The following is a 23,383-nucleotide window of genomic DNA, read 5'->3' as shown; positions in this document are numbered from 1 at the left end:
CGGGCGGTTACGACTGGATCGCCCGCAGGAAGCGGAAGGCGGTCATGTCGAGCGTGATGTCGCGGCCCCATTGCGCGTTGCGGCCCATGCGGAACAGCACGCTGTTGCGATCGACCCCGAGCCCGGGGTTCAGCTCGACCCGGATCAGGAGGCCCTCTTCGGTGCGCTCCTGAAGCGAGACCACGGTGCCGATCCGCTCCCCGTCCGAGGAGAAGAGCTGGGTGCCGAGGATCTGCCGCGTCGGCGGCTCGTCTCCGCCGCCCCCGAAGGCGCCCGCGCCGCTGTTGGCATTGGCCGCGGCCGACTGGTCGGTCTGTCCGCCGGGGCCGGTGCCGTCGTCCGTGCCGCCCGTGCCGGTGCCACCGCCGGAGCCCCCCGTGCCCCCGCCGGAGCCGCCACCAGAGCCCCCGGTGCCACCACCGGAGCCGCCGCCAGAACCGCCACCGGAGCCGCCGGAACCACCCGAGCCCCCACCGGATCCCCCGCCAGAGCCGCCACCGGAGCCGCCGCCGCTCGATCCGCCGACCGAGACGTCGGCATCCGCATCCACGCCCGAGCCGCCGCCGACCGAGACATCGGCGTCCGCATCCACGCCCGAGCCTCCGCCCACGGAGACATCGGCATCCGCATCCGCGCCCGAACTGCCGCCGACCGAGACATCGGCATCGGCGTCCACGCCGGAGCCGCCGCCGATCGAGGCGTCGACATCGGCCGAGATGCCGTCATCCCCGCCGAGGCCCACCGAGGCCGAGATATCCGTGGCGAGCGCGGGCGTCGCCGCGAGGGCCGCGGCCAGTGCCAGAGAAGAAATTCGAGTGAAGTTCATGAAAGCCTCCATTCAATGCACGCGCCTCCGGGGCGCGGGAGAATGAGGGCGAGGCAGAATTACGATTTTTGGGCAATTTCGCCCAACCTTCGCCACAATCCATGCAAGCTATTGGCGAGTCGACGGAATCAGCGGCTCAACAAATTGGTGATTTGACCGGGTTCAGGCACCGGGATGCGTGCACGCAAAAACGCGAAAAAAGTTCCAAATGTGACGTGAGATTCCGCGAGAGTTCGGCGAAGAAACCGCCTAACCCACTGATGCGGCGTAAAAGAAAAATTCGCTTTCGCGACCGGCGGCCAAATCCGGCCTTTCCCGAAAAAGAATCACCCCAAATACGCAAATGCGCCTTCGCACTCCCGGAAACCGGGATCGCCCCGACCGTCCGCGCTCAGAGCCAGTCGCGCAGGATCGGGATGATCGGCACGTCGGCGGGCGGCATCGGATAGTTCGAAAGATCCCGCGCATGGGCCCATTTCAGCACCTGCCCCTCGCGCGGGGTCGGGATGCCCTGCCACTTGCGGCAGGCGAAGAGCGGCATCAGCAGGTGGAAGCTCTCGTAGCTGTGCGAGGCGAAGGTCAGCGGCGCGAGGCAGCTTTCCCAGGTGTCGATGCCCAGCTCCTCGTGCAGCTCGCGGATCAGCGCGGCCTCGGGGGTCTCGCCCGGCTCGACCTTGCCGCCGGGAAACTCCCAGAGACCGGCCATGGACTTGCCCTCGGGCCGCTGGGCCAGGAGCACCCGGCCCTCGGGGTCGATCAGGGCGACGGCGGAGACAAGCACGGTCTTCATGCGCGCCCCCGGCCTTTGCCCAAGCCCAGTCCCACCGGCAGCGCCGGGGCCGTATCGCGAAGCGCCACGCTCACGACCGGTAATCGGCGTTGATCGAGATGTAGCCGTGGGTCAGGTCGCAGGTCCAGACCGTGGCGCTTCCCTCGCCGAGGCCCAGGTCCACGCCGATCTCGATTTCCGGCTCCTTCATCACGGCGGCGCCCATCTCCTCGCGGTAGTCGGGGCTGACCCAGCCCTTCTCGGCGACGCGCACCTCGCCGAAGCGGATCGACAGGAGGTCGCGGTCGGCGGCGGCGCCGGACTTGCCGATCGCCATGACCACCCGGCCCCAGTTCGGGTCCTCGCCGGCGATGGCGGTCTTCACCAAGGGCGAATTGGCGATGGCCAGCGCATGGGTGCGGGCATCCGCCTCCGAGGCCGCCCCGGTGACCGAGACGGTGACAAATTTCGTCGCCCCCTCGCCGTCCCGCACGACCTGATGCGCGAGGTCGAGGAAGACGCCCTCGAGCGCCTCGGCGAAAGCTCCGGTGCCGCGGTCCACGCGCACGCCCGAGGCCCCGGTCGCGCCCATCAAAAGCGTGTCCGAGGTCGAGGTGTCGCTGTCCACGGTGATGTTGTTGAAGGTCCGCGCGTTGATGCCCGAGACCAGCGCCTGAAGGTCCTCGCGGTCGATCGCGGCGTCGGTGAAGATATAGACCAGCATGGTCGCCATGTCGGGCGCAATCATGCCCGAGCCCTTGGCGATGCCGGCGATGCGCACCGGGCGGCCGTCGATCTCGATCTCGGCCGAGGCGCCTTTTGGGAAGGTGTCGGTGGTGCGGATCGCCTCGGCGGCCTCGGCGATGCCCTCCTCGGAGAGCCCGCAGACCAGTTCCTCGATCTTGGCGGTGATCCGGGCGTGCGGCAGCGGCTCGCCGATGACCCCGGTCGAGGACATGAAGACCCGCGCCTCGGGCAGGTCCATAGCGCCCGAGACCGCCTCGGTCACGGCGCGGACCGCCTCGATGCCGGCGCGGCCGGTGAAGGCATTGGCATTGCCGGAATTGACCAGGATCGCGGCACCGTCGCCCTCTTTGGGGTCGAGGCCGATCTTGGCCTGACCATCCAGCACCGGCGCGGCGCGGGTGGCCGAGCGGGTGAAGACGCCGGCGAGCGTCGAGCCGGGGGCGAGATGCGCCAGCATGACGTCCACGCGCCCGGCGTAGCGGACGCCCGCCGCCGTGGTGGCGAAGCGGACGCCCTTGATCACCGGCAGCGCCGGAAAGGCCTCGGGGGCAAGCGGCGAGCGGCCGGTGATCTTGGCCATGTCAGCCCTCCGTCAGGAGGTCCGTCCGGTCAAGGACGGAGGGGTCGAGATCGGCACCCGGACGGGCGACCTCGGCCTCGTCGACGAGGCCCTGGATCGCGGCTTCCACGGCCTGCTGGCTGAGCTGCTGCTGGAGCTGCGGGCGGGCTTCCTCGAAGCTCGGCGCCTCCTGCTGGCGGGTCTCGTTCAGCTTGACGATATGCCAGCCGAACTGGGTCTCGACGGGGCCGGAGACCGCGCCGGGCTCGAGCGTCTCGACCGCTTCCTGGAAGGGGGCGACCATCTGCCCGGCGGAGAACCAGCCGAGATCGCCGCCGTTCGAGCCCGAGGGCCCGGTGGAGCGTTCCTGCGCCAGCGTCGCGAAATCTGCGCCGCCGTCGAGCTCGTCCTTGACCGCCTGGGCCTCTTCCTCGGTCTCGACCAGGATATGCGCGGCGTTGTACTGGGTCTCGCCTTCGAATTCGGCGAAACGCTCGTCATAGGCGGCGCGCAGGTCCTCGTCGGAAACCGCGTCCTGCGACAGCGCCGCGACCGCCTCGGAGGCCAGGAGCGCCCGGCGCTCGTTCTCGAGCGTGATGCGCGCGCCCTCGGTCTCGCGGGCGGCGTCGGACTGGGCCAGAACCTCCTGCTGCACGAGCTGGTCGAGGATGCCTTCGAAGAGCACATTGGCCGGCAGCTGCTGGTACTGCTCGGGCAGACCCGCGCGCACCATCAGCATGTGACCCAACGTGATCTCGGTGCCGTTGACCGAGGCGACCACGGTCGACAGACCGCCGTCGGGCAGCGCGGCGGCGCCGCTCTCGGCCGGGGTTTCACTGGCTGCGCCGTCCTCTTGCGACCATGCCGGACCCGCGGCGCAGAGCGCCAGCGCGGCAGCGGTGAGTTTCAGGCTCAGTCGGGGCATAGGGACCTCTTTCTGCCACCACGGGCGGGCAGCGTTGACACTCTGTTGGCCGACCCTTACATCGCCTCGTGGCTCTGTGCAGCCGGTCTTTCCCCCGTTTGTCTATGGGCTCGGTGCAGGACGGGCAAGCAGATGCCGGCACACGAGATGGTGACAGGCGGAAGAGAGCGTATGCTGGGGTTCGGAACACTCGCGAAAAAGGTCTTCGGAACGCCGAACGACCGGAAGATCAAGGCGACCCGCCCTGCGGTCGAGAGGATCAACGCGCTCGAGCCCGAGTTCGAGGCCCTGGACGACGCCGGCCTCAAGGCCAAGACCGAAGAGCTGAAAAGCCGCATCAGCGAGGGCGAGAGCCTCGACGCGATCCTGCCCGAGGCCTTCGCCAACTGCCGCGAGGCGGCCAAGCGCACGCTGGGCCTGCGCGCCTTCGACGTGCAGCTCATGGGCGGGATCTTCCTGCACCAGGGCAACATCTCGGAAATGAAGACCGGCGAGGGCAAGACCCTGGTCGCGACCTTCCCGGCCTATCTCAACGCGCTGACCGGCAAGGGCGTGCATATCGTCACCGTGAACGACTACCTCGCCCGCCGCGACGCGGACTGGATGGGCAAGGTCTACGGGGCGCTCGGCCTGACCACCGGCGTGGTCTACCCGCGCCAGCCCGAGGACGAGAAGCGCGACGCCTACCAGTGCGACATCACCTACGCCACGAACAACGAGCTGGGCTTCGACTACCTGCGCGACAACATGAAGTCCGAGCTGAACCAGATGTATCAGCGCGGCCATTACTTCGCGATCGTCGACGAGGTGGACTCGATCCTGATCGACGAAGCGCGCACGCCGCTGATCATCTCGGGCCCCGCGGATGACCGCTCGAACCTCTACCAGGGCATCGACGTGCTGATCCCCGAGCTGACCGAGGAACACTTCGAGCTCGACGAGAAGACCCGCAGCGTCTCCTTCACCGACGCGGGCAACGAGTTCCTGGAAAGCCGGCTGGTCGAGGCGGGCCTCCTGCCCGAGGGCCAGACGCTTTACGACCCCGAAAGCACCACCGTGGTGCACCATCTGAGCCAGGGCCTGCGCGCGCACAAGCTCTACCAGAAGGACAAGGAATACATCGTCCGCGACGGCGAGGTCGTGCTGATCGACGAGTTCACCGGCCGGATGATGCCCGGGCGGCGTCTCTCCGAGGGTCTGCACCAGGCCATCGAGGCCAAGGAGGGCTGCCAGATCCAGCCCGAGAACGTGACCCTCGCCTCGGTCACCTTCCAGAACTACTTCCGGCTTTACGAAAAGCTCTCGGGCATGACCGGCACGGCCTCCACCGAGGCCGAGGAATTTGCCGAGATCTACGGCCTGGGCGTGGTCGAAGTGCCGACCAACAAGCCGATCGCGCGCGTCGACGAGGACGACAAGGTCTATCGCACCGCCGAGGAGAAATTCGCCGCCATCGTCGAGGAGATCCGCCTCGCCCACGAGAAGGGCCAGCCGGTCCTCGTCGGCACCACCTCGATCGACAAGTCCGAGATGCTGTCTTCGCTGCTCGAGAAGGCCGGGCTGAAGCACAACGTGCTGAACGCCCGCCAGCACGAGCAGGAAGCCCAGATCGTCGGCGACGCCGGCCTGCCCGGCGCGGTGACCATCGCCACCAACATGGCCGGCCGCGGCACCGACATCAAACTGGGCGGCAACTTCGAGATGAAGGTGCAGCAGGCGCTCGACGCCGAGCCCAACGGCAACCCCGAGGAAATCCGCGCCCGCATCGAGGCGGCGCAATCCGAGGCCGAGGCCCGGGTGAAGGAGGCCGGCGGTCTGTTTGTGCTGGCCACCGAGCGCCACGAGAGCCGCCGCATCGACAACCAGCTGCGCGGCCGGTCGGGCCGCCAGGGCGACCCGGGGCGCTCTTCCTTCTTCCTGTCGCTCGACGACGACCTGATGCGGATCTTCGGCTCCGAGCGGCTCGACAAGGTGCTGTCCTCGCTGGGCATGAAGGAAGGCGAGGCGATCGTGCACCCTTGGGTGAACAAGTCGCTGGAACGCGCCCAGTCCAAGGTCGAGGGCCGCAACTTCGACATCCGCAAGCAGCTGTTGAAGTTCGACGACGTGATGAACGACCAGCGCAAGGTGATCTTCGGCCAGCGCCGCGAGATCATGGAAGCCGATGACCTGACCGAGGTCACCGAGGACATGCGCGAGGAGGTCATCGACGATCTCGTCGACACCTATGCCCCGCCCAAGAGCTACGCCGACCAGTGGAACGTCGAGGGGCTCGACGCCGCGATCAAATCCTCGCTCAACATCGCCCTGCCGGTCGCCGACTGGGCCGAGGAGGACGGCGTCGACCAGGAAATCCTGCGCGAGCGCATCGCCGAGGCCTCCGACAAGCTCATGGCCGAGAAGGCCGAGGCCTTCGGCTCCGACGCGCTGCGCCAGATCGAGAAGCAGGTGCTGCTGCAGACCATAGACGCCAAGTGGCGCGAGCATCTCCTGACGCTGGAGCATCTGCGCTCGGTGGTGGGGTTCCGCGGCTACGCCCAGCGCGACCCGCTGAACGAATACAAGACCGAGGCCTTCCAGCTCTTCGAGTCGATGCTCGAGAGCCTGCGCGCGGATGTGACCCAAAAGCTCTGCCAGATCCAGCCGATGAGCGAGGAGCAGCGCCAGCAGCTGGTCGAACAGCTGCGCCGCCAGCAGTCCCAGGCCCAGGCCGCCGCGGCCCAGGCGCCGGCGGGTGCGACCAACCCCGAAAGCGAGGCCGCCGGCCCCGCCGTCGCCGCCCGCGAACCGCTGGTCGAGGGCTTCGACGAGACCGACGAGAGCACCTGGGGCAACCCCGGCCGCAACGCCCCCTGCCCCTGCGGCTCCGGGCAGAAGTTCAAGCACTGCCACGGGCGGCTGGCCTGAGGGCTGGGTGTTTGGCGGGGCTGGCTTGGGGGATTGGTCTCGGGGCCGGTCTGTGAGCTGGGTGCTCGGTGGCTGGTCTGGCGGCTGGGTGCTCCGGGACTGGCCTGACGGGCTCGGGCTCGGCGGCTGGTCTGGATGCCGGGCGCTCCGGGATTGGCCTGAGGGGGGCTCGGACTCAGCGGCTGGTCTGAAGGGACTCAACACTCTGCGGCTGGCCTGAAGAGACTCAGCACTCAGCGGCTGGTCTGAAGGGGCTCAATGCTCAGCGTCTGCTCTGAGGGCTGAGTACTGGGAGGCGCTAGTATTGCTGCCCGTCCCTTGCGGTCCTTTGGCGTCGACTAGGGACAAAGGTTGGGCTCTCAAGGCGTGATTGGCCCGAGGTTTGACCTCACCGGCAGGGCATGGTCCGGGGGCTGGGATCGCAGAGAGCTCGTCCAAGGGCTGATCTCTTGCACGACAGTTGACCCGAGGGATGGCCCCGAGGCAGGCAAGTCCCGTGGCACAGGGCGCTCGGCAGGCTATCGACATAAGACCGCAGGCTTCGGTCTCCGGTCTCCGGTCTCCGGTCTCCGGTCTCCGGTCTCCGGTCTCCGGTCTCCGGTCTCCGGTCTCCGGTCTCCGGTCTCCGGTCTCCGGTCTCCGGTCTCCGGTCTCCGGTCTCCGGTCTCCGAAAATGCATCCGGACGTTGATCCAACAAGGGGGCCGCAACTCAAACCCTGTTTCGACAAGCTGGCGCGGCGCTTGGGACGAGCAGCTTGGGGTCGAGCGACTCGAAGAATGGAAGCCCTGAAGGGCGCCCGGCCGGGTCGACACCCCGATTTCAGCGGCCACCCGAGCGCGCCCAGAACTCCGTCACGCCGCCCAAGCGGGCACCCAGCCAACCGCCTGCCCATCCCACGCTTTGCCAGGGCTAGAGCCCAATCAAGCCCCAATTAGACATTCCTCCCCGCCATCGTTTCCAACCTCCACGCCATTGTCGCCGCCCCGGAAACGCCCAAGCCTCACCCAGCCTGCGCCCCAAGGTTGACACCTTTGCCCACCAGGATTTTGCCTGACACAACCCGCGTGACGGAGGCTTCCATGGCCCTTTCAAAAACCTATGCGCTCGCAGCCGGCACTGTCGCCTCGGCCTTCGCCATCGGCTACGTGATGCAATTCGGCCTTCCCGGCCTCGGCACCTCCTCCGACCCCATCGCGGTCAGCGGCATCACCGACACCGCCGCCCCCGCCGGCGCCTCCGCGACCGGTTTTGGCACATCCGGCTCCTCGCTGCTCACCGGCTCTGGCGGCGGCGGAACTGCAGGGGCCTCGCTCGTGGCCCCCGGCGCGCCTGGCAACTCGCTCGCGGCATCCGACCGTGGGGTCAACGCGTCAGGCGGCCCGCTTCAAGCATCCCAGGACACACTCAAGGCATCCCCCGACACGCTCGTTGCTCTCGGCGCCCCCGCCGCAACCGGCGCCAACGCGGGCTTCACCGCCAAGGGCGCCCAGCCAGACCCCACCGCCACAAGCGCGACCGCAGCCGGCGAGACCACACTCGCCTCCAACGCGCAGCCCAACTTCGAAGGCCGCCTCCTGCCCCGCGACAGCGCGGCGTCGCCCGCGCTTGGCTCCGAGCGAAGCGCCACCGTCGGCGCCGCCTCCGCGACCGGCAATGGCACCAGGGACGGCGCCGAATGCGCCATCCAGGCCCGCGCCGAGACCAGCGCCGCCGCCATGGTCTCCCTCACACTCGAGGCTCCCTGCCACGGCGCCGAACGCGTCACCCTGCACCACAGCGGCCTCATGTTCACCGCCACCACCAAGCCCGACGGCAGCCTGTCGCTCGAGGTGCCCGCGCTGTCCGAGACCGCGGTCTTCATCTTCTCCTTCGCGGGTGGCGCCGGGGCCGTCGCGCAGACCGAGGTCTCCTCCCTGAGCTTCTACGACCGCGTCGCCCTGCAGTGGCGCGGCGATGCGGGCCTGGGCCTGCACGCCCGTGAAGGCGGGGCCGAATATTTCGCCCCCGGCCACATCTGGAGCGGCGCGCCCGGCGAGGTCGCCACCGCCGCCCGCGGCGAAGGCGGTTTCCTCGTCCGGCTGGGCGATGCGGGAGCCCCCGAGCCACTTCTCGCCGAGATCTATTCCTTCCCCGCCGGCATGGTGCGCGAGCCCGCCGATGTGGCCATTTCCGTCGAGGCCGAGGTCACCACCAACAACTGCAGCGCCGATGTGGAAGCCCAGACCCTGGAACGCCGCGTCGGGGCGGAGCTCTCGGTCCGTGACCTGCGGCTGTCCGTTCCGGCCTGCGATGCTGTCGGCGATTTCCTGGTACTCGACGCGCTGGTTCGCGACATCGAGGTCGCGGCCCGCTGATCCCGCCATCGGCGCCTATTGAAATTCCGCGGTCCTCCGGGAAAAGTCGCGCGGGCAAATCCTGGCGACCTTGGGGGGCACCATTTTTCTCATCCGCAGACTTGCCGCCCGATGCGCTACCCGCGCCGCCCTGATGGCCGCGGCCCTGCTGCTGGCCGTGTCTCAAGCCAGCGCCGAAGATGTGACCCTGCGCTCGCAGGACGGCGGCGTCTCGCTGTCCGGCACGCTTCTGGGCTTTGACGGCGAATACTACCGAATCCGCTCGGAATACGGCGAGTTGACCGTCGATGCCTCCGGCGTCTCCTGCGACGGGATCGCTTGCCCATCCCTCACGAACTTCGTCGCCGAGCTGCGTTTCTCCGGCTCCGCCACCATTGGCCGCGTGTTGCTGCCCGCCCTGATCGAAGGATTCGCCCTGCGCGAAGGCTACCGCACGGAGCGCGCGGCCCTGGGGCCCCGTGTGACCCTCTACCGCCTCATCGACGAGACCAGCGGCGCCCCCGCCGCACGTTTCCGCATCTACAGCACCTACACGGACGAGGGCTTCGCGGATCTTCTGGCGGATGAAGCCGACATGGTCATGGCGCTGCGCGAGATCACCCCGCGCGAAGCGGCCCAGGCGCGCGAGGCAGGCCTGGGCGATCTGACCCAGGCGAAATGGTCCCGCGTGCTCGCGCTCGACGCCATGGTGCCCGTGGTCGCCCCGGGCAACCCGGTCGATCAGATTTCGCTGTCGGGCCTGAGCGCGGTCCTGTCCGGCAAGATCGCCAATTGGACGGCACTTGGCGGACCGGACGCGCCGGTCGTGTTGCATCTGCCCGCACCCCGATCGGGGCTGGCCCAATCGATCGAGGCGCGCCTTGGTCGCCCTCTGCCCGAGGCTTCCGATGGCGCGGTCATCCGCCACGAGAGCCAAGATGCGCTGGCCGCCGCCCTGGCCGTCGATCCGTTCGGTCTCGGTATCGCCAGCCATTCCGAGACGGGTCTCGCCAAGCGCCTCGCCCTGACCGGCCCTTGCGGCTTCACCCTCGACGCCGGGCGGCGCACCATCAAGACCGAGGACTGGCCCCTGACCGCGCCGCTCTTCCTGTATCTGCCGGCCAGGCGCCTGCCGAAGATCGGACGGGATTTCATCGCCTATACCGCCTCGGCCCCGGCCCAGAACGTGATCCGGCGAGTCGGCTTCACCGACCAGGCCCCCGAGGAAGTGCCGATCTCGGACCAGGGCGCGCGTCTCGCAAATGCAATAGCTGTGGCTGAAGGGCCCGAAGGCCTTTCTGCCTTGAAGCGGCTTCAGGCGGAACTTGCTCCGCTCAATCGATTGACCACATCCTTTCGTTTTGAGCCCGGGTCTGCGCGTCTCGACGCGCAAAGCCGCGCCAACGTGCAAAACCTCGCCGCCGACATCGAGGCCGGGGTCTTCGACAACCGCCGTCTGCTTTTTGCGGGCTTTTCCGATGGCGCCGGCCCGGCTGCCGCCAACCTTGCCATCGCGCGCAAGCGCGCCGAGGCGGTCCGCGACGCGGTGCTGGCCGAGGCGGATGCCGCCGAGCTGGAACGGATCGAGATCGCCACCGAAGCCTTCGGCGAGGCCATGCCCATGGCCTGCGACGACACCCAATGGGGCCGTGGTGCGAATCGGCGGGTCGAGGTCTGGCTGCATTAGATCAGCCCCTCCGCCCGGAAGCTGAGCGCCCCCTTCTTGCCGATCACCAGGTGGTCATGCAGGACCACGCCCATGACCTCGGCCACCGCGGCAACCTGCTGTGTCATCGCGATGTCGGCCTCGGACGGCGCGGCGTCGCCGGATGGATGGTTGTGCACCAGGATCAGGGCCGAGGCGTTCAGCTCCAGCGCGCGTTTGATCACCTCACGCGGGTAGACCGGCACATGGTCGACCGTGCCGCGCGCCTGGGCTTCGTCGGCGATCAATACGTTCTTGCGGTCGAGGAACAGCAGGCGAAACTCCTCGACCTCGCGGTTGGCGAGCGCGGTCCGGCAATAGTCCAAAAGCGCCTGCCAGCTCGAGACCACCGGCCGGTTGATCACCCGCGCGCGGGCCAGGCGCTGCGCTGCGGCCTCGATGACCTTGAGCTCGCAGATCACGGCGGGGCCGACGCCCTCGACCTCGGCCAGGCGGGTCGCGGGGGCCGCCAGGACCTGGCCGTAGTCTCCGAACGTCTCGATCAGGCGGCGCGCAAGAGGTTTCACATCGCGGCGCGGAATCGCCCGGAATAGGACCAGCTCAAGAAGCTCGTAATCCGGCACCGCCTCGGCCCCGCCCGAGAGGAAGCGGTCGCGCAACCGTTGCCGGTGGTCGCGCAGGTAAGAGGGCAAAACCGGGCCGCCCGCATCCCGCGACGGGGTGTCGAACAGCTGGCCCTGCGCTTCTGAAAATCCGCGTATGAACATACCCGCAGGCTGCCGCGCGGCGGGTTAAAGCGGGATTAACGGCGCTGCAGAATATTTTTGCAGCCTCTTAACCCTTTCTTCACACCTTTCGGGGAATTCTAGCGGCAGACCCGGCATTCAGGGTCCCCCAAGCGCTCGTTTCCCCAAAACGCGCCCCCGCGGCCCTGACCAGGCCGCGGGGAAAGCTCGGGTCACTCCGCCGCGTCGCGCCGCGGCAGAACCCAGTCGGGACGCGGGAAGTGGCAGGTGTAGCCGTTCGGGATCCGCTCCAGGTAGTCCTGGTGCTCCGGCTCGGCTTCCCAGAAGTCGCCGACAGGTTCGACCTCGGTGACCACCTTGCCCGGCCAGAGGCCGGACGCCTCGACATCCGCGATCGTGTCGAGCGCCGTCTGTTTCTGCGCCTCGTCGACATAGTAGATCGCCGACCGATAGGAGAGACCGATGTCATTGCCCTGACGATTGAGCGTGGTCGGATCGTGGATCTGGAAGAAGACCTCCAGGAGCCGCCGGTAGGAGATGCGCGCAGGGTCGAAGATGATCTCGATGCCCTCGGCATGGGTGCCGTGATTGCGGTAGGTCGCATTCGGGACGTCGCCGCCGGTATAGCCGACCCGGGTGCCCTCGACGCCGTCGAGCTTGCGGATGAGGTCCTGCATGCCCCAGAAGCAGCCTCCGGCCAGGACCGCGCGTTGATGTTCGCTCATGCTCTTTCCTCCACCTGGTCAAGATATTGGCCGTAGCCCTCAGCCTCCATGTCGTCGCGATGCACGAACCGCAAGGCCGCCGAATTGATGCAGTAGCGCAGCCCGCCTCGGTCGGCCGGACCGTCCGGAAATACATGGCCCAGATGGCTGTCGCCGTGCTTGGAGCGCACCTCGGTCCGGATCATGCCGTGGGTGGTATCACGCAGTTCCGCAATATTCGCGGGCTCGATCGGTTTCACGAAGCTGGGCCAACCGCAGCCCGACTCATACTTGGAAGAGGAGGCAAAGAGCGGTTCACCGGAAACGATGTCGACGTAGATGCCCGGCTCCTTGTTCTGCAGATAGCGCCCCGTGCCCGGCCGCTCGGTGCCGTTCTCCTGGGTGACACGGTAGCTCTCGGGGTCGAGCGCCGCGACGATGTCGGGGTCTTTGCGGTAGTCGGCCATGGGCCCCTCCTGGTCAGTGGTCCTTTGGGTTCAAGATGGGGCCCTGCAGCGCGAACGCAACGGGGGGGATCTTCGGCGCCAGCCCGCCGTGAGATGCCAACCCTCTCGGCGACCGGGCGCCATCGACGCGGCAAGCCCGGGAACCGGCAAGGAGTCGCACCACCCAAGCCCGCGCCGCGGGCGGGCCAGCGCTCAAAATGCGGTGTCGCGCAGCGAGGTGGCGACAGGCCTCGGCCAAGCGCCCATGTCTTGCCCAGCCCCGGCGCCGATCCTCGGCAACGGGGCCGAGCAGAGCAAAGGAGTATTGCTATGACCATCCGCAGCAAGACCCTGGGCGTCACCGCCCTTCTTGCCTCCACAGCGCTTGCCGCCGGGGTGCAGGCCCAGACCGCACCCGACAGCAGCCTGTCGGCGCCCGAGGCCAGCAGCCAAACGAGCCCGCTCGGCATGGAGGCCCCGCGCGCGGCTGGCGGCGCACCCGAGACGCTGGACGCGCTGGTGACGGCCTATGAGGACGGGCTGCCGCCCATGGCCGAGGTCTCCGACCTGCCCGCCGACGCGGCGATCGAAACCATGGCGATCTCCGACTTTCCGGGCGCGGCCCCGGGCGAGGCGGAACGCCTCGACCTCGCGCTGGCTGATGCCGAGGGCGAGCTGACCGAGATCCAGGATGCCGTGGCCGGCAATGCCGCGCTCAGCGACGCTCTGGAGGCCGAAGGCTACGCTCCCGAGGACGTGATCGGCGTCTTCGCGGGCAGCGCGGGCACCGTGGAGCTGCTGATCGACGATCGCGCCTGACGCGCACCGGCCCCCGCGTCTTCCCCGCGCGGGGGCCGGACATCCAAGGCCCATTTGGCCACGGCGGGCATCAAGCCAGTCGCAAAGACACAGTGAATTTAATGGTTTGCGTGCGCTCTCTGCCTCGCATTCCCAGGCGGCTCAACGCGAGGCGCGAATTTTGCTTCCAAGCCACACGCGCGCACTGCCCTCGACGTTCACCCCTCTTCCGGCAGCCGCGCCAAGGCCCAGCGCGCCGCGTCGCGCACCGTGGGGTCGGCATCCTCCGTCAAGGCGCGCGCCACCTCGCGCAGCGCCGCATCGCCGGAGTTCCCGATGGCATAAGCCACGTTCCGCACGAAGCGGTCGCGGCCGATCCGCTTTATCGGAGAGCCGGAAAACCGCGCACGGAACCCGGCGTCGTCGAGCATGGCCAGCTCGGCCAAGGGCGGCGCCAGAAGGTCGTCGCGGGCCTGGTATTTGGCCTCTTGGGCCTCGGCCGCGAATTTGTTCCAGGGGCAAACCGCGAGGCAATCGTCGCAGCCGTAGATCCGGTTGCCGAGCCCGGGGCGCAGCGCCTCGTCGACCGGGCCCTTGTGCTCGATCGTGAGGTAGGAAATGCAGCGCCGCGCATCGAGCTGGTAGGGTGCCGGGAAGGCATCCGTCGGGCAGACGTCGAGGCAGGCGCGGCAACTGCCGCAGTGATCGCTCTCGGGAGCGTCGCGGTCCAGATCGAGCGTGGTGAAGATCGCGCCGATGAAGAACCAAGAGCCCATCTCCCGGCTGACCAGGTTGGTGTGCTTGCCCTGCCAGCCCAGGCCCGCCGCCTGGCCTAAGGGCTTTTCCGCGACCGGGGCGGTGTCGACGAAGACCTTGATCTCGGGCGCGCCCTCGGCGGCCTCGATCAGCCAGCGGCCCAGGCGCTTCAACCGTTTCTTAACAACGTCATGGTAGTCTCGATTCTGAGCATAAACCGAGATCGCCGCGCGGTCGGGTTGGCCCAGCACCTCCAGCGGGTCATGCCCGGGCGTGTAGCTCTCGCCCAACATGATGATGGATTGTGCCTCGGGCCAGAGGACGCGCGGGTCCCCGCGCCAGGAGGCACGATCCTCGAGCCAGGACATCTGTCCATGCCGCCCTGCTGCGAGAAAGGCGCGCAGGCGTTCGGGCACCTCTGGAATGTCGTCGGGTCCGCAGATCCGGCAAAGGGTGAAGCCCTGCGCGCGGGCCTCTTCCTTGAGGCGGGTCGTCAGATCCATGCGGTCCCTCTGGCGTGATCGAGGAGGCGCTCGGGGCGATCCACTGCGCACCCAATGGTGCGATCGGGGGAGCGTTCGGGGCGATCCAACACGCACCCCTTGGCGTGATCGGAGGTGCGCTCGGGTCGATCCAACGCGTATCCCTTGGCGTGATCGGAGGAGCGTTCCGTTCGATCCGATGCCCACCCCGTGGCGTGATCTGATGGGCGCGCGACCAGAGCGGTGAAGAAGCGCGCTGTCAAATCAGCGGACAAGCGCGCGCCCAGAGCAGCGGAGAAGCGCTCGGCCAAATCGATACGGCGATCCGGCGCAGTCCCAAAGTCACGCCGCCCCAGATCCACGCCCACCCCCGGGCATGATCGGGCCAAAAATACTCCGGGGGTGCGGGGGCGGAGCCCCCGCTCGGGCGACCCGCGCCGAAGGCGTGGGGCGCAACCAAAACCATAGCCAGGAGGACAGACCCAACCACCAAAACCCCACGCCAAAACCGCGCAGGGACCAGGATCAGAAATCGAGGTCGGCATAATGCGGCGGCTGCGGGAAGCCGGGCAGCTGGTCGGCGAGGATCGAGCGGAAGGCGGGCCGCGACTTGATCTTCGCGTACCAGTCCTTCACCGCCGCCTGCCGGTTCCAGTCGACGTCCGAGATGTAATCCAGCGCCGAGAGATGCGCGGCGGCGGCAAAATCGGCCAGTGTCATCACGTCGCCCGCCAGCCAGCGGCGGTGGTCGAGCAGCCAGGCCATGTAGTCGAGATGATACTTGATCGCCTTGGCCCCGGCCTTGACGTTGGAGCTGTCCGGGAAGCCCGCCTTCATCACCTTCTTGTTCACCCGCTCGTAGAGCAGCTTGGAGGTGACCTCGTTGTGGAACTTGTCGTCGAACCAGCCGACCAGCCGGCGCACCTCGTAGCGCGCGTCCGCACCGCGGGGCAGTAGCGCGGGCTCGGGGTGCTTCTCCTCGATCCACTCGCAGATCGCCGCGCTCTCGGCCATGGTCTTGCCGTCGATCTTCAGGATCGGCACCTTGGCCGCCGGGTTCCGGCGCAGGAAATCGGGATCCTTCTCCCAGTAGCGCTCTTCGATCAGCTCGACCTCGATCCGTTTCTCGGCGAGGCTGAGCCGCACCTTGCGGCAGAAGGGCGACAGCGGCACGTGGTAGAGCTTTGCCATGAAGGGGTCCGAAACGCTTCCTGAAATCCGTCTTGTCTCTAGCGCCTGCGGGCCAAGCTGTTCAACCATCCAAGGCCCCGCAAGGCACCGCGGGGCGGGGTTACGCCGCCCCGAAACAGGCCGCGCGGCCGTCGCGCTCGATGGTGGCGGCCCCGTCGAGGATCGAGGCCGCGCGCCGGCGCACCGCGCCCGAGGGGTCGGCGGCGGAGCGGCCCTTGGGGTCGGGCAGGATCGCGGCGAGCCGCGCGGCCTGGGTCGGGCTCAGATCGGCGGCGCTGACGCTGAAGTAATGCCGGGCGGCGGCCTCGACGCCGAAGACGCCCTCGTCGAACTCGGCGATGTTCAGATAGACCTCGAGGATGCGGCGCTTGGGCCAGACCGCCTCGATCGCCGGGGTGATCACCGCCTCGAGCGCCTTCCGCGACCAACTCCGTCCGTGCCAGAGGTAGACGTTCTTCACTACCTGCTGGGAAATGGTCGAGGCGCCGCGGTTGCCGCCCTCCTCGATGGCGTCCCGGATCGCGGTCATGTCGAAGCCCCAGTGGCGGCAGAAATTCGCGTCCTCGGCGGCGACCGCGGCGCGCAGCATGACCGGGGCGATGCGCTCGGCCGGGACCCAGTCGCGGGCCACGCCGTCGAGCCGTCGGGCCTCGGCGATGATGTAGGGCGTCGTCGGCGGCGGCACGATTCGATAGAGCCCCACGGCGAGCGCCAGGATCACCGCCAGGGCGAGCACCCCGCGCAGGCCCCAGCGCAGCAATAGCCGGCCGGGGCGCAGGCGGGCGGGCTTGGTCTTGGTTTTGGGTTTGCTCGATTTCTTGGCCATGGCTCTCTCATAGCCGGGCGGGCCGGGGGGCGGCAAAGCAAAAGGCGCGGGACCGCGGGCCAGGACCTCGGGTCGCCGGGCAGAAACCGGCCCGCCAGCGAAAAGGGCCGCCCCAAAGCGAGGCGGCCCTTTGCTGAATTCACCGCACGCCCGCAAGGGCGCGCCCGCGGATCACTCCGCCGGGACGGCGTGGTCCTCGATGCCCAGCGGATGCTCGATCTTGTCCAGCATTTCCTTCGGGCAGACCTGCAGGAAGCGGGCCTTCTCCTCGTCCCAGTGCTGCAGGATCTCGGCGGCCTTGCGGCTGCCGGTCTCTTCCTGGTGTCGCTGGATCAGCCCTTTCAGCTCGGCCTCCCAATGGGCGGTGTTTACCGGGCAGGCGACCAGGCTCTCCATGTTGATCAGCTCGGGCGCGCGGCCCTCGGGATCGTAGAGATAAGCCATGCCGCCGGTCATGCCCGCGCCGAAGTTGGCGCCGATCGAGCCCAGGATCACCGCGACCCCGCCGGTCATGTATTCGCAGCCGTTCGAGCCGCAGCCCTCGACCACCACATGCGCGCCGGAGTTCCGCACGGCGAAGCGCTCGCCCGCCCGGCCCGCGGCGAAGAGGTAGCCCGCCGTCGCGCCGTAAAGCACGGTGTTGCCGATGATCGTGTTGTCGGCGGCCACCAGGGGCGAGGCCATGGGCGGACGCACCACCACGGTGCCGCCCGAGAGCCCCTTGCCGACATAGTCGTTGGCATCGCCCGAGACCTCGATCTTCAGCCCCGGCGCCGCGAAGGCCCCCAGCGACTGCCCGGCCGAACCGGTCAGCTTCACCGTCAGGTGGTTCGGCTGCAGCGAATTGCGCATGCCGAAGCGCTCGACGATGTGGCTCGAGGTGCGCGTGCCCACGGTCCGATGCGTGTTCTGCACCGCGTAGGAGAGCTGCATCTTCTCGCCGTCGTTCAGGAAGCGCGCGGCGTCCTTCACGATCTCGGCGTCGAGCGTGTCGTCGACCTCGTTGCGCGGGCCGTTGCGGTCGAAGATCACGTCGTCGGCGCCGTCGACCCGGATCAGAAGCGGGTTCAGGTCCAGGTCGTCGAGGTGGTCCGACCCGCGGCTCACCTGGCTCAGAAGGTCGGCCCGGCCGATCACCTCGTCGAGCGACCGCGCGCCGATCTGGGCCAGAAGCTCGCGCACCTCCTGGGCGTAGAAGGTGATGAGGTTCACCACCTTGTCGGCATTGCCGGTGAACTTCTCGCGCAGGTCATCGTCCTGGGTGCAGACGCCCACCGGGCAGGTGTTCGACTGGCACTGGCGGACCATGATGCAGCCCATGGCAATCAGCGCGGCGGTGCCGATGCCGTATTCCTCGGCGCCCATCATTGCCGCCATGACGATGTCGCGGCCCGTGCGCAGACCGCCGTCGGTCCGCAGGGTGACGCGGCTGCGCAGGTTGTTCATCGACAGCACCTGGTGCGCCTCGGTCAGGCCCATCTCCCAGGGCAGGCCCGCGTATTTGATCGAGGTCGCCGGCGAGGCGCCGGTGCCGCCGTTGTGACCCGAGATCAGGATCACGTCGGCCTTGGCCTTGGCCACGCCCGCGGCGATCGTGCCGACCCCGGAGGAGGCCACCAGCTTCACCGTCACCTTGGCGCGCGGGTTGATCTGCTTGAGGTCGTAGATCAGCTGCGCCAGGTCCTCGATCGAGTAGATGTCGTGGTGCGGCGGCGGCGAGATCAGCGTCACGCCGGGCGTCGAATGGCGCAGCTTGGCGATCAGCTGGGTGACCTTCATGCCCGGAAGCTGGCCGCCCTCGCCGGGCTTGGCGCCCTGGGCCACCTTGATCTCGAGCTCCTCGCAGTTCAGCAGGTATTCCGCCGTGACCCCGAAGCGGCCAGAGGCCACCTGCTTGATCTTGGCCGAGCGGTTGTCGCCATTGGTGTCGGGGGTGAAATCCTTGGGATCCTCGCCGCCCTCACCGCTGTCGGACTTCGCGCCGATGCGGTTCATCGCGATCGAGAGCGTCCGGTGCGCCTCGGGCGACAGCGCCCCCAGCGACATGCCCGGCGTCACGAAGCGCTTGCGGATCGAGGTGATGCTTTCCACCTCCTCGATGGGCACCGGCTTGCCGAGCGGCTTGATGTCCAGAAGGTCGCGCAGGTGGATCGGCGGGTTGGCCCGCATCGCCTTGGAGAACTGCGACCAAAGCTCGTAGGAGGCCCGGTCGCAGGCCGCCTGCATGAGGTGCATGGTCTGCGCGCCCCAGGCGTGGGTCTCGCCGGATTTGCGGGCCTTGTAGAAACCGCCGATCGGCATGACGTCGCGGCCGCCGCGGAAGCCCAGCGCGTGGATTTCCTCGACCTTCTTCTGGATGCCCGAGACGCCGATGCCCGAGATCCGGCTGATCATGCCGGGGAAATACTCGGCGCACATGGCGCGGCTGAGGCCCACCGCCTCGAAGTTGAGCCCGCCCCGGTAGGAAGAGACCACCGAGATGCCCATCTTCGACATGATCTTCAGCACGCCCAGGTCGATGGCGTCGCGGTAGCGGCGCATCGCCTCGGTCAGCGTGCCGTCGAGCAGCTCGCGGCGGATGCGGTCGGCGATCGTGTCCTCGGCGAGATAGGGGTTCACCACCGTCGCGCCGGCGCCGATCAGCACCGCGAAGTAATGCGGGTCGATGCATTCCGCCGAGCGCACGTTCAGCGAGCAGAAGGTGCGCAGGCCCTTGCGGGTCAGATGGCTGTGCACGGCGCTGGTCGCGAGGATCATCGGCATGGCGACCTTGTCCTCGTCGGCGCGGTGATCGGTCAGGGTGATATGCCCCGCGCCCGAGCGCACCGCGTCCTCGGCCTCGGCGCGGATGCGCTCGAGGTTCTCCTTCAGGGTGTCGCGCCCACCGCCGGTCGGGAAGGTGCAGTCGATCTCGACCATCTCGGCGTTGAAATGCGTCTTCAGCTCCTCGAACTGGGCATTGCCGACGAAGGGCGTGTCGAGCACCAGGATCTCGGTCTGCGACGAGCTTTCGTCGAGCACGTTCTTGAGGTTGCCGAAGCGCGTCTTCAGCGACATCACGCGGAACTCGCGCAGGCTGTCGATCGGCGGGTTGGTCACCTGGCTGAAGTTCTGCCGGAAGTAATGCGACAGCGGGCGGTAGCGCTTGGACAGCACCGCCGAGGGCGTGTCGTCGCCCATCGAAGCCACGCTTTCCTTGCCGTCCTCGGCCATGGGCACGAGGATCTGTTCGATCTCCTCGATGGTGTAGCCCGCGGCGATCTGGCGGCGGCGCAGCTCGCCTGCGTCAAACAGCGGCGTCTCCTGCACGCCGCTCAGCGGCTCGTCGAGCTCGGTGATCTTGCCGACCCAATCGCCGAAGGGCTGGGCGGCGGCGAGCTTGTTCTTGATCTCGACGTCGTGGAAGAGCTTCTTCTCGGCCATGTCCACGGCGATCATCTGGCCGGGGCCAAGCGCGCCCTTCTCCTTCACGGTGGCCTCGTCGGTGGGCACCATGCCCGCCTCGGAGCCCGCGATCAGCAGGTCGTCGCCAGTCACCACGTAGCGCATCGGGCGCAGGCCGTTGCGGTCGAGCCCGCCGCAGACCCAGCGGCCGTCGGTCATGGCGAGCGCCGCCGGGCCGTCCCAGGGCTCCATGACCGAGTTGCAGTAGGAATACATGTCGCGCCAGGCCTGGGGCAGCTCCTCGGCCTGCTTGGACCAGCTCTCCGGCACCAGCATGGTCTTGGCCATGGGCGCGTTGCGGCCCGCGCGCACCAGCACCTCGAAGACCGCGTCGAGCGCGGCCGAATCCGAGGCGCCGTTGGCGATGATCGGTTTGATGTCGCCCGCCATCTCTCCGAAGGTCGCCGAGGCCATGCGGATCTCGTGGCTCTTCATCCAGTTGGTGTTGCCCTTCAGCGTGTTGATCTCGCCGTTATGGGCGAGCATGCGGAAGGGCTGGGCCAGCCACCACTGCGGGAAGGTGTTGGTCGAATAACGCTGGTGGTAGATCGCGAAGGCGCTTTCGAAGCGGTCGTCCTGGAGGTCGGGATAGAACTCGGCCACGTCCTGGGCGAGCATCATGCCCTTGTAGATGATCGACCGGCAGGACAGCGAGGCGATGTAGAGCTGGTTCACCCCGGCGGCCGCCGCGGCCTTCTCGATGCGGCGGCGGATGACGTAGAGCTCGCGCTCGAAGGTCTCCTCGTCCACGCCGCGGGCGTTGGAGATCAGGATCTGCTCGATCTCCGGGCGGGTGGCATTGGCCTTCTCGCCCAGGCAGTCGACGTTCACCGGCACGTGGCGCCAGCCGTAGATGTAGTAGCCCATGCGCAGGACCTCGGTCTCCACGATGGTCCGGCAGGTTTCCTGGGCGCCGAAATCGGTGCGCGGCAGGAAGACCTGGCCGACGGCCATGAGCTGGTCCTTGCGCGGCGTGTGGCCGGTGCGCTCGATCTGGTCGTAGAAGAAGGAGACGGGGATCTGCACGTGGATGCCCGCGCCGTCGCCGGTCTTGCCGTCGGCGTCCACGGCACCCCGGTGCCAGATCGCCTTGAGCGCCGAGATGCCGGATTCCACCACCTTCCGCGAGGGCGTCCCGTCGAGCGAGACAACCAGCCCCACCCCGCAGGAGGAATGTTCCTCGGCCTCGGAATAGAGACCGTTCTCGGCCAGCCACTTGCGCTTGGCCTCCATTTCGGCGGCCCAGTTTGCGTCGTATTTGGTCATGGCAGATCCTCCTCTGACACGAAGGGGTTACATGCTTCGTATTCGGACCGCGTGTGGCGGGTGTGCTCGCCGGGCAGCCGCAGGGCGGCGATGGCGCGGTCCGTGTAAATCTCGGACACCAGGGGGAAGGCGCGCGCCGCCTCGAAAAGCCCCGGCATCAGTTCATAAGCCTCGTCGCCGTCGTCGCGCAGCCAGAGATGGCTGCCGCAGCTCCCGCAGAAGGCCCGCTCCGAGAAGGCCGAGCTGCGGTAGCGCGTCACCGGCCCGTCGATCTCGAGCCCCTCGGGGCCGGCGGCGAACATCGCGTAGAGGCTGCCGGTCCAGCGGCGGCACATGGCGCAGTGGCAGACCCGCAGCTCCGGGTCATGCTCTGCCACGCGGATCGTCACCGCGCCGCAGAGGCACCGCCCGACCAGCGCGGTGGACGTCGTGCCGGCCTGGGCCTCGATGCTCACTCGGCCGCCACCGCCGCGGCGCCGTCGAACTGGCGCAGCACCGCCTCGGCGCAGTCGCGGCCGTCGCGGATCGCCCAGACCACCAGGCTCGCGCCGCGCACGATGTCGCCCACGGCATAGACGCCGGGCAGCGCGGTCGCGCCGGTGGTGAACTCGGCCTTCACGGTGCCCCAGCGGGTCACCTCCAGCTCGGGCGTGTCCCAGAGGGTCGGCAGCGCCTCGGCCTCGAAGCCCAGCGCCTTGATCACCAGGTCGGCGGGCTCGTCGTAGTCCGAGCCCTCGATGATCTCGGGGCTCTGGCGGCCGGTGGCATCGGGCGCGCCGAGGCGCATCTTCTGCACCACCACGGCACTGACCGGCTCGCCCTTGAAGCCCTTGGGCGCGGTCAGCCATTCGAACTGGACGCCCTCTTCCTCGGCGTTGGCGACCTCGCGCTGCGAGCCGGGCATGTTCTGCCGGTCGCGGCGGTAGAGGCACTTCACGCTGGTCGCGCCCTGCCGGATCGAGGTGCGCACGCAGTCCATGGCGGTGTCGCCGCCGCCGATGACCACCACGCGCTTGCCCTTGGCATTGAGCTCGCCGCTCTCGAACTCCGGCACGTCGTCGCCGAAGTTCACCGCCCGGTTCGAGGCGGTCAGGAAGTCGATGGCGCGCACGATGCCCGGCGCGCCGGCGCCCGGCCCCTGCAGCTCGCGGCTCTTGTAGACGCCGGTCGCGATGATCACCGCGTCATGTTTCTCGCGGATCTCGGCGAAGGTGATGTCCTCGCCCACCGCGCAGTTGAGCTGGAAGGTCACGCCGCCCTCTTCGAGCTGCACGTTGCGGCGCATGACCACTTCCTTCTCGAGCTTGAAGCCCGGGATGCCATAGGTCATCAGCCCGCCCGCGCGGTCGTGGCGGTCGTAGACGGTGACCTGCACGCCGGCGCGGCGCAGCACGTCCGCCGCCGCGAGGCCGCCCGGGCCCGCGCCGATGATGCCGACGCTCTCGGGCCGCTCAGAGGCGGGCGCGATCGGCTGCACCCAGCCCTCTTCCCAGGCGGTGTCGGTGATGTGCTTTTCCACCGCGCCGATGGTCACGGTGCCGTGGCCCGACTGTTCGATCACGCAATTGCCTTCGCAGAGCCGGTCCTGCGGGCAGATGCGGCCGCAGATCTCGGGGAAGGTATTGGTGGCCTGGGAGATCTCGTAGGCCTCCTGCAGGCGGCCCTCGGCGGTCAGCCGGAGCCAGTCGGGGATGTTGTTGTGCAGCGGGCAATGCGACTGGCAGTAGGGCACGCCGCACTGCGAACAGCGCCCGGCCTGTTCCTCGGCCTTCCGCTCGGCAAATTCCGCGTAGATCTCCTGAAAGTCGCGGGCGCGCTCCTCGGCGGTGCGCTTCTGGGGCATGTCCCGCCCCACGGACACGAATTTCAGCATCGGCTGCTTCGCCATGACAATATCCTCGGATTCCCTCTTGGCGGTCTCATATAGCCAGCCTCGGGAAAAGAAAAGTAACACATGCTGACCTATATCGCAAAAGTTTCGTCGCATCCG

General features: G+C 68.2%; 17 protein-coding genes. 4 read left to right on the top strand and 13 right to left on the bottom strand.

Going from position 1 to position 23,383, the window contains the following annotated elements:
• Nucleotides 1–7 precede the first annotated feature (7 nt).
• The 4 genes from LR948_RS10135 to LR948_RS10120 form a co-directional block, all read right to left on the bottom strand.
• Nucleotides 8–826 carry a hypothetical protein gene (locus LR948_RS10135; RefSeq protein ID WP_232753906.1) on the bottom strand — a complete coding sequence of 273 codons (819 nt, stop codon included), beginning with the start codon at nt 824–826 and terminating at the stop codon, nt 8–10.
• A gap of 391 nt (nt 827–1,217) precedes the next feature.
• Nucleotides 1,218–1,616, bottom strand: a complete 399-nt coding sequence (gene mutT / locus LR948_RS10130; protein ID WP_232753895.1) for an 8-oxo-dGTP diphosphatase MutT — start codon at nt 1,614–1,616, stop codon at nt 1,218–1,220.
• Between the two features lie 70 nt (nt 1,617–1,686).
• Nucleotides 1,687–2,922, bottom strand: a complete 1,236-nt coding sequence (gene argJ, locus LR948_RS10125) for a bifunctional glutamate N-acetyltransferase/amino-acid acetyltransferase ArgJ (protein WP_232753894.1) — start codon at nt 2,920–2,922, stop codon at nt 1,687–1,689.
• Between the two features lies 1 nt (nt 2,923).
• Nucleotides 2,924–3,826, bottom strand: a complete 903-nt coding sequence (locus LR948_RS10120) for a peptidylprolyl isomerase (RefSeq protein ID WP_232753893.1) — start codon at nt 3,824–3,826, stop codon at nt 2,924–2,926.
• Between the two features lie 171 nt (nt 3,827–3,997).
• On the opposite strand from LR948_RS10120, the gene secA reads away from it, so the two are divergent.
• From secA to LR948_RS10105, 3 genes are all read left to right on the top strand, one after another.
• Complete coding sequence (secA, locus tag LR948_RS10115; protein ID WP_232753892.1) at nt 3,998–6,733, top strand: preprotein translocase subunit SecA; 2,736 nt, start codon at nt 3,998–4,000, stop codon at nt 6,731–6,733.
• Nucleotides 6,734–7,814: 1,081 nt separating this feature from the next.
• Complete coding sequence (locus LR948_RS10110; RefSeq protein WP_232753891.1) at nt 7,815–9,089, top strand: translocase; 1,275 nt, start codon at nt 7,815–7,817, stop codon at nt 9,087–9,089.
• Between the two features lie 133 nt (nt 9,090–9,222).
• Entirely contained in the window at nt 9,223–10,755 is a 1,533-nt protein-coding gene (locus tag LR948_RS10105; protein ID WP_232753890.1) for a phosphate ABC transporter substrate-binding/OmpA family protein, read from the top strand.
• Here the strand turns inward: LR948_RS10105 and radC are convergent.
• The 3 genes from radC to msrB all read right to left on the bottom strand — a co-directional run bounded on the left by radC (nt 10,752) and on the right by msrB (nt 12,651).
• Nucleotides 10,752–11,501 (bottom strand): DNA repair protein RadC, encoded by a 750-nt coding sequence (radC, locus tag LR948_RS10100; RefSeq protein ID WP_232753889.1) that lies wholly within the window; start codon nt 11,499–11,501, stop codon nt 10,752–10,754. The two genes, LR948_RS10105 and radC, sit on opposite strands and share 4 nt — an antisense overlap.
• Nucleotides 11,502–11,692: 191 nt before the next feature.
• Nucleotides 11,693–12,205 (bottom strand): peptide-methionine (S)-S-oxide reductase MsrA, encoded by a 513-nt coding sequence (gene msrA, locus LR948_RS10095; RefSeq protein ID WP_232753888.1) that lies wholly within the window; start codon nt 12,203–12,205, stop codon nt 11,693–11,695.
• Nucleotides 12,202–12,651: a peptide-methionine (R)-S-oxide reductase MsrB gene (gene msrB / locus LR948_RS10090; RefSeq protein ID WP_232753887.1), complete on the bottom strand. Its 450-nt coding sequence runs from the start codon at nt 12,649–12,651 to the stop codon at nt 12,202–12,204. The genes msrA and msrB overlap by 4 nt, the downstream gene beginning before the upstream one ends.
• A gap of 309 nt (nt 12,652–12,960) precedes the next feature.
• Here msrB and LR948_RS10085 point away from each other — a divergent pair, with 309 nt between their 5' ends.
• Nucleotides 12,961–13,449 carry a hypothetical protein gene (locus LR948_RS10085; protein WP_232753886.1) on the top strand — a complete coding sequence of 163 codons (489 nt, stop codon included), beginning with the start codon at nt 12,961–12,963 and terminating at the stop codon, nt 13,447–13,449.
• Nucleotides 13,450–13,646: 197 nt separating this feature from the next.
• Here the strand turns inward: LR948_RS10085 and queG are convergent, their stop codons facing one another.
• The 6 genes from queG to LR948_RS10055 form a co-directional block, all read right to left on the bottom strand.
• Nucleotides 13,647–14,687, bottom strand: coding sequence for a tRNA epoxyqueuosine(34) reductase QueG (gene queG / locus LR948_RS10080; RefSeq protein ID WP_232753885.1), 1,041 nt, complete (start codon nt 14,685–14,687; stop codon nt 13,647–13,649).
• A gap of 504 nt (nt 14,688–15,191) precedes the next feature.
• Nucleotides 15,192–15,857, bottom strand: coding sequence for a glutathione S-transferase family protein (locus LR948_RS10075; protein WP_232753884.1), 666 nt, complete (start codon nt 15,855–15,857; stop codon nt 15,192–15,194).
• A 100-nt stretch (nt 15,858–15,957) separates the two neighbouring features.
• The gene (mtgA, locus tag LR948_RS10070; protein ID WP_232753883.1) at nt 15,958–16,683 is read right to left on the bottom strand and encodes a monofunctional biosynthetic peptidoglycan transglycosylase; all 726 of its coding nucleotides are present in this window, start codon (nt 16,681–16,683) and stop codon (nt 15,958–15,960) included.
• Between the two features lie 171 nt (nt 16,684–16,854).
• Nucleotides 16,855–21,393, bottom strand: coding sequence for a glutamate synthase large subunit (gene gltB, locus LR948_RS10065; RefSeq protein WP_232753882.1), 4,539 nt, complete (start codon nt 21,391–21,393; stop codon nt 16,855–16,857).
• Nucleotides 21,390–21,848: a GFA family protein gene (locus LR948_RS10060; protein ID WP_232753881.1), complete on the bottom strand. Its 459-nt coding sequence runs from the start codon at nt 21,846–21,848 to the stop codon at nt 21,390–21,392. The genes gltB and LR948_RS10060 overlap by 4 nt, the downstream gene beginning before the upstream one ends.
• Complete coding sequence (locus LR948_RS10055; RefSeq protein ID WP_232753880.1) at nt 21,845–23,281, bottom strand: NAD(P)-dependent oxidoreductase; 1,437 nt, start codon at nt 23,279–23,281, stop codon at nt 21,845–21,847. Before LR948_RS10055 ends, LR948_RS10060 begins: the two co-directional genes overlap by 4 nt.
• Nucleotides 23,282–23,383: the final 102 nt, after the last annotated feature.

It is taken from the genome of Roseivivax sp. GX 12232 (genome assembly GCF_021272185.1).
Lineage (GTDB): Bacteria > Pseudomonadota > Alphaproteobacteria > Rhodobacterales > Rhodobacteraceae > Roseivivax.
This window is presented reverse-complemented; position numbering and strand designations above follow the sequence as displayed.

Coding starts and splice junctions, on each gene's coding strand:
- LR948_RS10135 (WP_232753906.1), bottom strand. CDS start 826: ATGAACTTCACTCGAATTTCTTCTCTGGCACTGGCCGCGGCCCTCGCG.
- mutT (WP_232753895.1), bottom strand. CDS start 1,616: ATGAAGACCGTGCTTGTCTCCGCCGTCGCCCTGATCGACCCCGAGGGC.
- argJ (WP_232753894.1), bottom strand. CDS start 2,922: ATGGCCAAGATCACCGGCCGCTCGCCGCTTGCCCCCGAGGCCTTTCCG.
- LR948_RS10120 (WP_232753893.1), bottom strand. CDS start 3,826: ATGCCCCGACTGAGCCTGAAACTCACCGCTGCCGCGCTGGCGCTCTGC.
- secA (WP_232753892.1), top strand. CDS start 3,998: ATGCTGGGGTTCGGAACACTCGCGAAAAAGGTCTTCGGAACGCCGAAC.
- LR948_RS10110 (WP_232753891.1), top strand. CDS start 7,815: ATGGCCCTTTCAAAAACCTATGCGCTCGCAGCCGGCACTGTCGCCTCG.
- LR948_RS10105 (WP_232753890.1), top strand. CDS start 9,223: ATGGCCGCGGCCCTGCTGCTGGCCGTGTCTCAAGCCAGCGCCGAAGAT.
- radC (WP_232753889.1), bottom strand. CDS start 11,501: ATGTTCATACGCGGATTTTCAGAAGCGCAGGGCCAGCTGTTCGACACC.
- msrA (WP_232753888.1), bottom strand. CDS start 12,205: ATGAGCGAACATCAACGCGCGGTCCTGGCCGGAGGCTGCTTCTGGGGC.
- msrB (WP_232753887.1), bottom strand. CDS start 12,651: ATGGCCGACTACCGCAAAGACCCCGACATCGTCGCGGCGCTCGACCCC.
- LR948_RS10085 (WP_232753886.1), top strand. CDS start 12,961: ATGACCATCCGCAGCAAGACCCTGGGCGTCACCGCCCTTCTTGCCTCC.
- queG (WP_232753885.1), bottom strand. CDS start 14,687: ATGGATCTGACGACCCGCCTCAAGGAAGAGGCCCGCGCGCAGGGCTTC.
- LR948_RS10075 (WP_232753884.1), bottom strand. CDS start 15,857: ATGGCAAAGCTCTACCACGTGCCGCTGTCGCCCTTCTGCCGCAAGGTG.
- mtgA (WP_232753883.1), bottom strand. CDS start 16,683: ATGGCCAAGAAATCGAGCAAACCCAAAACCAAGACCAAGCCCGCCCGC.
- gltB (WP_232753882.1), bottom strand. CDS start 21,393: ATGACCAAATACGACGCAAACTGGGCCGCCGAAATGGAGGCCAAGCGC.
- LR948_RS10055 (WP_232753880.1), bottom strand. CDS start 23,281: ATGGCGAAGCAGCCGATGCTGAAATTCGTGTCCGTGGGGCGGGACATG.